Source organism: Aeromonas sp. DNRA1, from assembly GCF_963888745.1.
Taxonomy (GTDB): Bacteria; Pseudomonadota; Gammaproteobacteria; order Enterobacterales; family Aeromonadaceae; genus Aeromonas; species Aeromonas hydrophila.
Genome location: NZ_CAWPKQ010000001.1, coordinates 473,417 through 485,324, shown reverse-complemented (window position 1 = coordinate 485,324; position 11,908 = coordinate 473,417). Strand labels below are relative to the sequence as shown.

Genomic DNA, 11,908 nt, shown 5'->3' with positions numbered 1-11,908 from the left:
CAAAATATTAATCAAACACCGGCCTCAGGCCGGTGTCTCTCCCCTTCCTGAACAACCACTTTAGGAACATAGCCTAGAAGGGTGCCTCGCTCTCCTGCGCATCTTGTAGAAACTGTTCCCTCTCCGCCTGATAGGCGGCCTCGTCTTCGCTGTCCCAGACCGGGGTTGGCTGCTTGCCGGCCGGCGGTTCGGCTGGCGCCGTCAGCGTCTCTATCACCTTCTCCTGCAGATAGGGGAAGAAGGGGTTGGAGGAGGTGCGGGTGAGGGCGCCGGGGTTGACGATCAGCACCCCGCGCTCACCGCGCAGGGCCAACCCCCCCAAATTGATGCCGTATTGTTCCCGTTGCTCGGGCCGTGGCGCCATGCCGTAGAGGGGGTCATCCATCGGGAAGGGCAGGGCCACGTGGGAGAGGGAGTAGATCTCCCTGGGGTAATCGATGTCGAGGGGCTGGATCTGCTCAGGCCCGCCACCGGCCGGCAAACTGCTGGCCTGGGTGCGGGTGCTGGCGGGCGCCTGGTTGCCTACCACCGTCAGCCGGTAGGAGAGCGGCGGGCGCGGCAGCAGGTGGCTCAGCGCCAGCTCGGAGGCGCTGCTCAGCAATGGGCCGAACAGGGTGCCTCGGTTGATGTCGAACAGCACCAGCTCGCTGCCGTTGGCAGGCAGGAAGTGGTAGAGATCGGCGATGATGGAGCGGGTACTGACGGTGTAGTCCATCACCGACTGGAAGGTGAGGGTGGGCGGGAAGGCCGCCAACTCGCCGCTAGCGGCCTGCTCACGCACCTGCTGCTGGATGGCGTGGGTCAGCCGGTAGGACTGGCGCGCGCCGTTGACCGGAAACGAGTTGTACTTGAAGGGGTTGAACTCCGGCATGGTGTCGAGCCAGGCGGCGCTGGCAAAGGCGGGCAGCAGGGCGGGCACCGCCTTGAGACCGGCGAAGCGGGCAAAGCGGGTCACCCCTATCATGGGGGAGATAAGCACCAGCCGATCGGGCCTTGCCAGTGCGCCCGTCTTGTCACCTTCCGCATCGAGCGCATATTTCACCGCCAGCGCGCCGCCGTTGGAAAACCCCACCAGATGCAGCGGCAGCGGGCTTGGCGCCAGCACCCTGGCCTCGCGCACCGCCAGCCGGGTGGCCGCCAGCCAGGTCTCCCATTCGATGTCGACCAGCCCGGCCGGCACGGTGCCGTGGCCCGGAATGCGCAGCCCCAGGGCTATGAAGCCCTGCTCGCGGTAGCGCTGGGCCAGGTGGCGCAGGCTGTAGGGGGAGTCGGTCAAACCGTGCAGGAACACCGCTACCCCTTTCACCTCGCCGCTCGGGCGCAGCAGATAGGAACGGTTCCAGTCGGTTGCAAAATGAGCCGGATTGATGGGTGCATCCTGATAGTAGCGATTGCTGTCGAGCTGCTGCTCCGGCGGCGTTCTGGCGATCACCTCCTTGGTCACCAGCTTGAACAGCTGCTGCTCGTGGGCCAGATAGGCCTGCCAGTCGCTGTTATCGAGCTGCTCGGCGCTGAGCTCGGGCGGTACCAGGGTGTGCCAGGGCTGCAACGGCGCCGCCTGCCAGGCGAAGTAGGCGACCAGGGTCCAGCCGAGCAACAGCAAGCCCAGCAGGCTGAGAAGAAGGCGGCGAACGAGGCGGCGGGTGCGAGCCAGCATGGGAGAGTCCTTGGCACTGATAAAAGAGGGGCGGCCCCGCGTCCAAGGTGGCCGTACTAAGGGTCGAAAGCTGGCTTAAAGCCTAAGGGAAACAAGGTGATAAGTACAGACAGTGAGCGGCTCATCCACTCAAACAGAGGGCAACCCCGGGGCTGCCCTCTGTCGTAATGCTGTCCGTCTGTGCGGTCGTTGGCGGCGTCAGCAGACTCCCTGAGCCAGCATGGCGTCGGCCACCTTGACGAAGCCGGCGATGTTGGCGCCGCTTTCGTAGTTCACGTGACCCGTCTCATCCTGGCCATAGTGCACACAGGTGGCGTGGATGCTGGTCATGATCCTCTTGAGGCGGGCATCCACCTCCTCCCGACTCCAGCAGAGGCGCTGGGCATTCTGGCTCATCTCGAGGCCCGAGGTGGCGACCCCGCCGGCGTTGGCGGCCTTGCCCGGGGCAAACAGCACCTTGGCCTCGTGCAGACGACGGATGGCGGCGGCGCTGCTCGGCATGTTGGCCCCCTCGGCTACCAGTTGCACGCCATTGGCAATCAAGGTGGCGGCGTCAGACTCCTCCAGCTCGTTCTGGGTGGCGCAGGGGAGGGCGACGTCCGTCGGCAGATGCCAGGGAGTGCGGCCGCTGAAAAACTCCAGCCCCTCCTCGTGGGCGTAATCGGCGATGCGCTTGCGTTGCTCGTTTTTGAGCGCCATCAGCCGCGCCAGTTTCTCGGGGGTAAAGCCCGCCGGATCGTAGACGGTGCCGCCGGAGTCGGAGGCGGTGATGACCCGGGCGCCGAGGGCCATCGCCTTCTCGATGGCGTACTGGGCCACGTTGCCCGAACCGGACACAGAGACCGTCATGCCGTTCAGGGATTGTCCCCGGTTGGCCAGCATGGCCTCGACGAAATAGAGCAGGCCGTAACCGGTGGCTTCCGGGCGGATCAGGCTGCCGCCAAAGGAGAGCCCCTTGCCGGTAAAGACGCACTCGGCACTGTTGGTGAGCTTCTTCATCATGCCAGCCATGTAGCTCACCTCGCGCCCACCCACCCCGATGTCGCCGGCCGGCACGTCGGTGTCGGCGCCGAGGTGGCGATGCAGCTCCAGCATCAGCGCCTGGCAAAAGCGCATCACCTCACCCTCGCTCTTGCCCTTGGGATCAAAATCGCTGCCCCCCTTGCCGCCGCCCATGGGCAAGGTGGTGAGGGCATTCTTGAAGGTCTGCTCGAAGGCGAGGAACTTGAGCACCGAGGTATCCACCGAGGGGTGAAAGCGCATCCCTCCCTTGAAGGGACCGATGGCGGAGCTGTGCTGCACCCGGTAGCCCCGGTTCACCTGCACCTGGCCTCGATCATCCACCCAGCTCACCCGAAACTGGATCATCCGCTCCGGCTCCACCAGCCGCTCCAGCAGGCCGTGCTGCAGATAGCGGGGGTGGCGCGCCACATAGGGCCAGATGGAGGAGATCACCTCGCTCACGGCCTGAATGAACTCCGGTTGGTGGGGGTTGCGGCTGGCGACCTGGGCCAGAAAATCCGCCTGGGAGAGGGAATGACTCATCTGTAACTCCTGTAGTGAAGGGTAAAAGTGGCCTCTTGCCAGAGAAAAGTGCACACCCTGCAGCCAAATTTATGGTTTTTGTCAGGCCTGGATGCAGGTGAATATTTTGTGTTTTTCGCAGTTGAGCGAAAATTGTTGTGCGAATTGCCGAAAACAGCAGAAAAGAGCGTTGATAGGGGCAGATAATTTGCGCGAATCAAAATCTTTTTATGCATTTTTGATTGATAAATAGCAAGAAAATGTTGCTGTCATTTGGCTTGGGTTATTGTTTTTTGCATATTTCATGCATCTTTATGGCGTAGCGATAAAATCCCGCACAACGGCGGAAGTGGCCATTGCCATGCTGACTTCGGCGGTGCTGGCGGTAATCGAATGGCTGCGCATGACGATGCAATGCCGAGGGCTGACCGCGTGACAGGGGGCGCATTTTGCGAGAAGGGAGCGGGCCGAGTGCAACTATCCGGCGTGTGTCAGGGGGCAATATGTTAATGTGTCGGCGCTTTTTGCCGGACAGGTCGGTAGCGGCCTTTTTTGAAGATGGAATGATATGCACAATTTTGAGTTAGTGAACCGTCAGCGTGCCGCCCTGATGACCCGGATCCAGGCCGCAGGCCAGTGGCAGGTGACCCATGCTGGCTGAGGAATCCATGCGCCTGAACAAATACATCAGCGAGAGCGGCATCTGCTCGCGCCGCGAGGCCGACCGCTTTATCGAGCAGGGCAACGTCTTCATCAACGGCAAGCGGGCCGGGGTGGGGGATCAGGTGTTTGCCGGGGATCTGGTCAAGGTCAATGGCCAGGTGATCGAGCCGCGCGAGGCGGACAGCCTGGTGTTCATCGTCCTCAACAAACCGGTGGGTATCGTCTCCACCACCGAGGCGGGCGAGAAGGACAACATCGTCGACTTCGTCAACCACAGTACCCGCATCTTCCCCATCGGCCGGCTCGACAAAGACTCCCAGGGGCTCATCTTCCTGACCAACCACGGCGATCTGGTCAACAAGATCCTGCGGGCGGGCAACGATCACGAGAAAGAGTATCTGGTGACTGTGGACAAGCCGGTCACCGACGAGTTTATCCGGGGCATGGGCGCCGGGGTGCCGATCCTCGGTGCCGTCACCAAGAAGTGCAAGGTGAAGAAAGAGGCGCCGTTCGTGTTTCGCATCACGCTAGTGCAGGGGCTGAACCGCCAGATCCGCCGCATGTGCGAGCACTTTGGCTTCGAGGTGACCAAGCTCGAGCGTATCCGCATCATGAACGTCAGCCTCAAGGGGCTGCCGGTGGGCGAGTGGCGCGATCTCACCGACGACGAGCTGATCGAGCTGTTCAAGCTGATTGAAGACTCCTCCTCCGAGGTGAAACCGGCCAAAGGCGGGCAAGCTGCCGCCGGACAGGGCGGTAAACCCAAGGCGTCCGCCGCACAAGCCGGCAAGCCGGCACCGGGCAAAAAACCGCGCCGGGATGATGACCACGAGATTGGCGGGCGTCCCAACGTGCCGGGGCCGTCGGCATTCGAAAGCAAGAGCTCGGTCGGCAAGGGTGCTGCCGGCAAAGGCGGCGCGGCCAAAGGGAGCGCAGGCAAAGGCGCCCCGAACAAGGGGGCCAAACCGGCCGCCGGCAAACCGCGCGCCGGTCAGGGTGGGCGGCAGAAGAAGGGGCGTTAAGCCCCCTCTCACTCCCCGCGTTGACAGTAAAAAACACCGGCCACAGGCCGGTGTTTTTGTATCGATGAACCGCGATTCAGAGGTCTTCGCGGGGCTGAGTGGTGTAATCAGGCAAGGCGCTGATGGCTCTCTCTTCCTGCGGTACGCTGGCAAGGTCAAGATCGCCGCCGACGTTGCGCGGATCCGTCGGTATGGTGGAGGGGATCACCACCGCTTGCTCCGCCAGCCGCCAACCCAGAATGGTTTCCAGGCGTCCACCTTCCTCTTCCGGTCCTGTGATGGCCTCCAGCTGCAGCGGCAGGGGGTGACCAATCAGGCGGCCGACCTCATCGACGGCGCCGGGAGCGGCCAGGGTCTGCTGGGTCGCGTAGAGGTGGGGCAGTGCGGCGCGGGGCACATACACCCGCAGCAGCACGCCATTGCGGATGCGGCCACGGGCATCCGCTTCCTGATCCTGGGCGTAACCGTAGGCGAGGGCCGGATCGCCAGCGACATAGAAGCCTTGCCAAGGGGCGATGGAGGATTGATCCCGTTCATGCACCCCTTCAAACACTATGCTGTGGGCGGCTTCGAGGAAGGTGCCGTGATAACCGACGAAGAGATAACCGCGCGCCAGCAGTTGGCGATGGGCTTGCTCCAGGCGGGTCACCGGCCAGTTGCGAGTACCGGCCGTGCTGAAGCTGACTTCGTCCCCGTCACCCAGGAAGCTGGCACCGTTTGGATAGTCCCGCTCCTGCAGGGCATCGGCGCTGTCGGCTGGCGCCAGGCAGTTGAGATCGGCGGCAGGGCAGGTGAGATTGACCACGTCGGCGCTGGCGGCCTGCTCTTGGCTATTGCCCGCCTGCTGGTGGCTGAAGGCGTCGCTCTGGGCGGCAGCCATGCTCAGGGCCAGCCGTGCCTGGGCCGGGTTTTCCCGAATGGCTTGCGCTAGCTGCCCTCGTGGCGTTGAGCCATCCTCTGGCGTGGTGTTGGCCAGCGCCTGGGTGATCACGGTATCAAGCTGGGACCATGGCAGGCGGGTCAGCAGATAGAGGGTGATGAGATTGTGGACCGGATAGCCACACTGGCTGAGCTCTTCCCAGCCTCTGGGTTGACGGCTTCTGGCCAGGGATTCAAGCGGTATGGCGCAAACCTGATGAGTGGTGAGGGCCGCCAGACCGTCTCCCTTGGCAAAGTGCAGACGATGACTGATGGCGGTCGGCACGATATGGGTATCGTGAGAGGCGGGTGCGCCGGCCAATACCCGGTAGACCTTGCCTTCCCAGGTATCACCCAGGTTGCAGGTGCGCTGCGACAGGTAGTTGTAGACCGCATCCAGCGGATCCAGCAGGCACAACACCTTGCCGGTGTGCCACTCGCTCCAGCGCTTCTGACGGCTGTGCTGGGTGGGCGCCGCCACGAAGCCGACACCGGCCGCACTGAGGGTGAGGCTGCGATTGATCTGATTGTTTTCCACGTGCCTGACGAAGAGTGTCGAGTTGCTGGCCATGCTGCGCAGCAGGTCGTCGCTCACTTCGATGCTGTAGATGGGGGAGATATGGCTCACCTCGGATCCTGCATCCAGCTCGTGGAAGAAGACCTTGATGCTGGCGGGCGCATCGTCGCCGACGGGAACCAGCCAGTGCAGCGACCAGTTGCCGTGTCCCTGGCGGGTATAGCTGTAGGTGCGCGGGCCCTTGCCCGCGGTGGCGCTGGTCAGGGTGATGGTGGTGCCATCCGTGCGCAAGGTCAGCGCATTGCCGAGGGCCAGCTTGAGGCTGTCTCCCCCTTCTTCCAATACCATGGAGTAGTGCAGCACCCCTGATCCGGCCTGTTCACCCAGCAGGCCGGCGACATCGAGCTGGCTGGCGCGCACCCCTTGGGCCAGATCCAGAGTGCAGCGGGTGGCGCACTCCTGCCACAGGTTGAATGACTCGTCGGCCATGACCGGTGAGATGGCACCGCCTAGCATGGCCAAGCCACCGAGTAGAGAAGCCCATTTTGTGTTTGTCTGCATGTGATTTCCTTTGAGTAATGGCAAAACCACTAACGCGTGGCGTTCTCCTCCTTGATGAATACAGCCTCTTCCCTGTCAGACGAAACGAGATTAATTCTCGTCTGAGTGCCTTACCTTAATGGGCTCATATGGCGGCGCAACCCACCATATGGGAAGGTTTAATATGTTACAAATCAAATGGATATGAAGTTTTTGCTGATGGTTTGCTCAGCAGGCCCGATACCGGAAAGCGAGCAAGGAATGGGGAGAGGCTGGAGGGTGGTGAGCTTGCCTCCTCATTCGGGAAAGAGGAGGCAAGCACAGATCAGCTGATGGGGGTAGGGGCGGGAGACGGTGTGGCCAGCTTCATGGCGCTGGGGTAGCGGCGCGGATCCAGGCGCAGAACCAGCAGGCTCATCAGCACCAGATCGGCCAGCTGCCACTGCCAGGCGGCGGCGAAGTCACCGCTCAGGTGATGCAGGCGTGCCGCCACCCAGGGGCCAGTGGCCGCCAGCATGAAACCAAATCCCTGCATCAGGGCGCTGAGGGTGCCGGCGCGGCGCGGGTCCGGCAGGTGATCGAGCGCGATGACCATGATGAGGGAGAAGCTGCCGCCAAGCCCGGCGCCGCACAGCATGCACCAGAGGATGGGGGCGGCAGTTGGCGCCAGCCAGAGGCCGCCAAAGCCCGCCAGTTGCATGGCGATGGCCAATCCCATCCAGGGGCGGCGATCGAGCCGGCGGGCGGCCAGCAGCGGCAGGCCGAGGCCGCTCACGGTCTGGGCCAGTGCCAGCCAGGCCACCAGCTCGCCCCCCTGCTGGGGGCTCCAGCCCTGCGCCATGTAGGCCGGCGCCAGCCAGGCCACCACGATGCCGTAACCGCTGTTGATGATGCCAAAGCAGCTTATCAGCAGCCAGCTGCGGGGCAGGCTGATGAGACGCTGCTTGCCGCCGCTTGGCACTGCCACCGGCGTCGCGGGCAGCCGTACCCGCCAGCCGAGCCAGCTCATGGCCAGCAGCACCGGCAGGCTCCACAGCGCCAGCGCCTGGGACCAGTCGAGCCGGGCGGCGAGCTGCGGGGTGAGACTGGCACCCAGCGCCCCGCCCCCCATCATGCAGGCCGAGAAGATGCCCATCACCAGCGGCACCTTCTGCGCAAACGCCTGCTTGATGAGGCCGGGCAGTACCCCTTGTACCAGGGCCGAACCCAGCCCGCAGAGGGCGGCGCTGGCGATGAGCAGGGCGCCGCTGCCTGCCTCAAAGCGCATGGCGCTGCCCAGTCCCAGCAGCAGCAGGGCCGTCCCCAGCAGCTGACGCGGCCCGGTGCGACTGCGCAGGGCCGGGGTGAGCAGCACGCCGCCGCCGATGAGCCAGAGCGGCAGCAGGGTCAGCCAGGCCAGGGTATCCATGCCAAGCCCGAGCGCCTCGGCAATGTCGCGGCTGAGGGGGCCGATGGCGGTGAGAAACGGCCGCAAGTTGAGCCCGATCAGGATCACCAGCACCAGCAGGGCCTGCTGCTGGCGCGTATCGATGCGGGCCTCAAGCATGGTCTTGTGCACCGTAGAGCTCGGCGGCGGCCAGCGGGCTTGGCAGCTTGATGAGCGGCAGTGGAGCAGGGGCGAGGGGCAGGCCCAGCTTGTGGTAGGCGGCCGTGCTGTCAAAGCCGAACGGGGCCGCATCCTCGTTATCGAAGGCGTAATAGACGGCGGCAATGCCGTTCATCACCAGGGCGCTCAGGCACATGGGGCAGGGGTGACCGCTGGCGTAGACGATGGCGCCCGCCAGCGGCCCGACCTGGCTGGCCTGGCGCAGTGCTTCCAGCTCGGCGTGGCGGGTGGGGTCGCCATCCTGGTGCATGCCGTTGACGGCGCTGGTCACCAGCTGGTTGCCTTGCACCAGCAGGGCGGCAAAGGGGCGGCCTCCCTGCTGGCGGTTGAAGAGGGCCAGTTGCAGAGCCTGTTCCAGCCACTCCTGATGGCTGGGATTGGCGGTCAGCGACGCGATCAGGCGTGCGCCGGCGGGTTCGGCAAGGGAGTGGGGCATGACGGATCCTCGAGGCAGGGGATGGGAGGAGACCAGCCTAGCGGGGGAATCAGTCATGGGGAAATTAAATGATAGAATGACATCCAGTGGTTTTGTAAATGGAGTCACCATGCTGGATCCCCTCTTGCTGCGCAGCTTTGTCGCCATCGTCGACAGCGGCAGTTTTACCCGTGCCGGTGAACGGGTGCACCTCACCCAATCCACCATCAGCCAGCAGATGCGGCGGCTCGAACAGCAGCTCGGCTGCCCGCTGCTGGACCGCTCTGGTCGCCAGGTGGTAACCACGGCAGAGGGAGAAAAGCTGCTGGGGCTGGCCCGCAGCATCCTGGCCTTGCTGGCCCGGGCCGAGGAGCAGGTGGCCGAGGCCAGCCTGCAGCTGAGCCTGGGGGTACCGGAGGATTTTGCCGCCGGTGCCATCGCCCCGGTGCTGGCAGCCTTTGCCCGCGATTACCCGCAGGTGCGGTTGGAGGTGCACAGCGGCCTCAGCCACGAGATCTGGCAGCGCTTCGAGGCCGGCGAGCTGGACTTGGCGCTGGTCAAACAGGCGCGGGGACAGGGGGCGCCGCGCGCCTGCTGGCGCGAGCCGCTCGCCTGGGTCGACAGCCGAGCCTGGCCCGCCAGCGAGCGGGATCCCCTGCCACTGGTGGTGTTCCCGAGCGAAGGGCTCTATCGGCGGCAGGTGACCGAGGCACTCGACGGGATGGGGCGGCGCTGGCGCATCGCCTACGTCAGCGCCAGTCTGGCCAGCCTGCAGGGGGCGGTGAGCGCCGGGATCGGGGTCAGCCTGCTGCCCCGGCGCTTGCTGCAGCCGGATCAGCAGGAGCTGATCCACTGGCCGGCAGTGGCGCCGGTGGAGCTGGCACTGCACTTGGGGGCGGAGCGCGGCGAGCCGCTCACTCGCCTCTGCGAGGCCCTCATCAGCCTGTGTGATCGGGTGATGGGGCCCGCTGAACGGTGAAGGGACGCAGGCTGGGGCGCTGCTTAGCGCACCCTGATGCGCACGATGAGCAGGGTGATGAGCGCCAGGGTGAAGACGAGCGGAGCCCAGGCACCGTGATGGCTCACCAGGGTGGCGCCGGCGGCAGCCACCCCAGCCACCCCCTGCTGCAGGAAGCCGCACAGGGCCATGGCGTAGGCGCCGTGCTCGCGGCCATCGCTCACCGCCAGCGCCATGCTGTTGGGAAAGAGCACCGCCTGCCCGAAGATGATGAGGCAGTAGCAGGTCATCATGGCCATCAATCCACCGCTGCCCCGCAAGGCGCCCAGTGCCCAGAGCAGCAGCATGCCGCCGGCCGCCAGCAGTATGAGTGCGGCCCCCTGGCGCATCAGCTGGCGGCCCCCCACCCGGGCAACCCGCCGGTTGACCGTCATGGCGCCGGCGAAGTAGGCGATGCCGATCAGCAACCCCAGGCTGCCGAAGGTGGTGACCTCGAGGGCAAACCCCTGCTGCAGCACGAAGGGGCTCACCTCCTGCAGGGTTACCGTGATGGCAAAGCCGATGCCACCGGCGCAGGCCGGCCAGAAAAAGCCGGGGCGGTGCAGCAGGCTGGCGTAACGGGCCCACATGCCGCCGCCCGTCGCCGCCGGATTGGGCCCCTGCAGCGACAGGCTGCTCATCAAGAGCAGCGCCAGCACACCAACCCCGGCCATCAGCACGAATCCCAGTTGCCAATGGGCATAACGGCTGATGAGGCCGCCTATCCACTGACCGCCGCCGAGGGCAGTGATGAAGGCGATGGAGAGCACCGAGAGGCGGCGGGCCAGCTCATCGCCGTGCCAGTGATCCCGCACCAGGATGCGGGCGATGATGGCCGCCCCGCCGGCCGCCACCCCTTGCAGGGTGCGCAGGATCAGCAGCAGCGGCCCCTGGCTGGTGGTGGCCAGCAGCAGGCTGAGGCCGACAAACAGCAAGAGTGACAGGGCGAGGGGCAGCCGGCGACCGTAGCGATCGGCGGCGGCGCCCCAGAACAGCACCGGCAGGGCGGCGCCGATCACGAACAGCGAGATGGAGAGCTCGGCCCCTTGCCGGGTCATGGCGAGATCCGTCATCACCACGGGCAGGGAGGGGAGGTAAACGGTGGTGGCCATCTGGGCCATGAAGACGATGAGGCAGGCCAGCGTCATGATGCGGGCGGAGCGGCTCCAGAGACCGGCCTGGTCGAGACATTCCTGGTTATCCATAACAACTCTCGGGCAGTAAGGGAGCCATATCCTTGCACTGCCCGAGCGCCGAGTCAGCCCCTCGTCTGGGTTAAACCTTGCCGGTTTATCAGGGCCGCGAGCACTGGATGCTCAGGCGATGGTCTGGCGCGGCAGCACGGCGAGCCAGAGTTCGACCTCACCGCTGCCGGTGTCCGGGTCAAAGGCGGCGCCATAGCGCTCGAAATCGGGCTTGTGGGCCGACTGGTAAGCGGACTGCGCCAGCCAGTCCAGCGCCTGCTGCCAGGTGTGCGGCATGGTCGAGACATGCCCCTGATGCAGGAAGACGGCATAGGTCTGGGGCTCGATGCGCACACGCTCCAGCGTCTTGGGCAGCAGCTCCAGCGCGGCGACCTCCACCGCACACATGTATTCGCACTCGGTGGCGGTCACGCCGCAGATGACGCCGTAGGCATGCTCGCCCAGCTGGCCCGGCAGCGGACCCAGGGCGCTGAAATCGCGCCATTGGCCGCCGAAGTCGGCGTGGGCGAAGGCATGGTGACGGCGCAGGCCGCCAAGCAGCATGGGGCGACCGGTTTCAAAACGGATGGGATCAGTCATGACACCTCCTGGGCGAGATGGGGTGGCAAGGCAACCTTGCTCAGCACTCCTTGCCTTCGTTGAGCTTGCGCTGATAGTCCGCGGAGACGATGGCCAGCGCCGCCAGGGCGAGGGCCGGTTCAATCCGGTTGGTCTCCAGCAGTTCGATGAGATCCACCGCGAGCTGGACCTCGGGCGGGGCAGTTTCCAATGACATGACAGACTCCGTAACGGGGAAAACGCCATTATACAGGGCCGCTTCCGGATGGGGACCTGTCTGGTGTTG

10 protein-coding genes are annotated in these 11,908 nt (G+C 64.9%); 2 read left to right on the top strand and 8 right to left on the bottom strand.

Going from position 1 to position 11,908, the window contains the following annotated elements; translation table 11 throughout:
• Window positions 1-73: 73 nt before the first annotated feature.
• Together AACQ43_RS02170 and gdhA are read right to left on the bottom strand one after the other, a co-directional pair.
• Window positions 74-1,657: an alpha/beta hydrolase gene (locus tag AACQ43_RS02170; RefSeq protein WP_168965671.1), complete on the bottom strand. Its 1,584-nt coding sequence runs from the start codon at window positions 1,655-1,657 to the stop codon at window positions 74-76.
• 198 nt (window positions 1,658-1,855) lie between these two features.
• Window positions 1,856-3,202 (bottom strand): NADP-specific glutamate dehydrogenase, encoded by a 1,347-nt coding sequence (gene gdhA, locus AACQ43_RS02165; protein WP_168965669.1) that lies wholly within the window; start codon window positions 3,200-3,202, stop codon window positions 1,856-1,858.
• A 629-nt stretch (window positions 3,203-3,831) separates the two neighbouring features.
• Between gdhA and rluF the strand changes: the two genes are divergently transcribed.
• Window positions 3,832-4,866 carry a 23S rRNA pseudouridine(2604) synthase RluF gene (gene rluF, locus AACQ43_RS02160; protein ID WP_168965667.1) on the top strand — a complete coding sequence of 345 codons (1,035 nt, stop codon included), beginning with the start codon at window positions 3,832-3,834 and terminating at the stop codon, window positions 4,864-4,866.
• A 76-nt stretch (window positions 4,867-4,942) separates the two neighbouring features.
• Here rluF and AACQ43_RS02155 read toward each other — a convergent pair whose 3' ends face one another.
• From AACQ43_RS02155 to AACQ43_RS02145, 3 genes are all read right to left on the bottom strand, one after another.
• On the bottom strand, window positions 4,943-6,823 hold the full coding sequence (locus AACQ43_RS02155; protein ID WP_168966472.1) for an exotoxin A binding domain-containing protein: 1,881 nt from the start codon (window positions 6,821-6,823) through the stop codon (window positions 4,943-4,945).
• A 343-nt stretch (window positions 6,824-7,166) separates the two neighbouring features.
• Window positions 7,167-8,387: a cyanate transporter gene (locus AACQ43_RS02150; protein WP_168966470.1), complete on the bottom strand. Its 1,221-nt coding sequence runs from the start codon at window positions 8,385-8,387 to the stop codon at window positions 7,167-7,169.
• Window positions 8,380-8,883 (bottom strand): nucleoside deaminase, encoded by a 504-nt coding sequence (locus AACQ43_RS02145; RefSeq protein ID WP_168965665.1) that lies wholly within the window; start codon window positions 8,881-8,883, stop codon window positions 8,380-8,382. The genes AACQ43_RS02150 and AACQ43_RS02145 overlap by 8 nt, the downstream gene beginning before the upstream one ends.
• Window positions 8,884-8,992: 109 nt before the next feature.
• Between AACQ43_RS02145 and AACQ43_RS02140 the strand changes: the two genes are divergently transcribed.
• Window positions 8,993-9,841, top strand: a complete 849-nt coding sequence (locus tag AACQ43_RS02140; protein WP_076359865.1) for a LysR family transcriptional regulator — start codon at window positions 8,993-8,995, stop codon at window positions 9,839-9,841.
• 23 nt (window positions 9,842-9,864) lie between these two features.
• Here the strand turns inward: AACQ43_RS02140 and AACQ43_RS02135 are convergent, their stop codons facing one another.
• From AACQ43_RS02135 to rsmS, 3 genes are all read right to left on the bottom strand, one after another.
• The gene (locus AACQ43_RS02135) at window positions 9,865-11,064 is read right to left on the bottom strand and encodes an MFS transporter (RefSeq protein ID WP_168965663.1); all 1,200 of its coding nucleotides are present in this window, start codon (window positions 11,062-11,064) and stop codon (window positions 9,865-9,867) included.
• 111 nt (window positions 11,065-11,175) lie between these two features.
• Complete coding sequence (locus AACQ43_RS02130) at window positions 11,176-11,643, bottom strand: GyrI-like domain-containing protein (RefSeq protein ID WP_076359861.1); 468 nt, start codon at window positions 11,641-11,643, stop codon at window positions 11,176-11,178.
• A gap of 40 nt (window positions 11,644-11,683) precedes the next feature.
• The gene (gene rsmS, locus AACQ43_RS02125; protein ID WP_005299504.1) at window positions 11,684-11,839 is read right to left on the bottom strand and encodes a pleiotropic regulatory protein RsmS; all 156 of its coding nucleotides are present in this window, start codon (window positions 11,837-11,839) and stop codon (window positions 11,684-11,686) included.
• Between the last annotated feature and the right edge of the window lie 69 nt (window positions 11,840-11,908).

What these genes read in the sequence shown, in the direction of transcription:
- AACQ43_RS02170 (WP_168965671.1), bottom strand. Translation starts at nt 1,657, where the DNA reads ATGCTGGCTCGCACCCGCCGCCTCGTTCGCCGCCTTCTTCTCAGCCTG.
- gdhA (WP_168965669.1), bottom strand. Translation starts at nt 3,202, where the DNA reads ATGAGTCATTCCCTCTCCCAGGCGGATTTTCTGGCCCAGGTCGCCAGC.
- rluF (WP_168965667.1), top strand. Translation starts at nt 3,832, where the DNA reads ATGCTGGCTGAGGAATCCATGCGCCTGAACAAATACATCAGCGAGAGC.
- AACQ43_RS02150 (WP_168966470.1), bottom strand. Translation starts at nt 8,387, where the DNA reads ATGCTTGAGGCCCGCATCGATACGCGCCAGCAGCAGGCCCTGCTGGTG.
- AACQ43_RS02145 (WP_168965665.1), bottom strand. Translation starts at nt 8,883, where the DNA reads ATGCCCCACTCCCTTGCCGAACCCGCCGGCGCACGCCTGATCGCGTCG.
- AACQ43_RS02140 (WP_076359865.1), top strand. Translation starts at nt 8,993, where the DNA reads ATGCTGGATCCCCTCTTGCTGCGCAGCTTTGTCGCCATCGTCGACAGC.
- AACQ43_RS02135 (WP_168965663.1), bottom strand. Translation starts at nt 11,064, where the DNA reads ATGGATAACCAGGAATGTCTCGACCAGGCCGGTCTCTGGAGCCGCTCC.
- AACQ43_RS02130 (WP_076359861.1), bottom strand. Translation starts at nt 11,643, where the DNA reads ATGACTGATCCCATCCGTTTTGAAACCGGTCGCCCCATGCTGCTTGGC.
- rsmS (WP_005299504.1), bottom strand. Translation starts at nt 11,839, where the DNA reads ATGTCATTGGAAACTGCCCCGCCCGAGGTCCAGCTCGCGGTGGATCTC.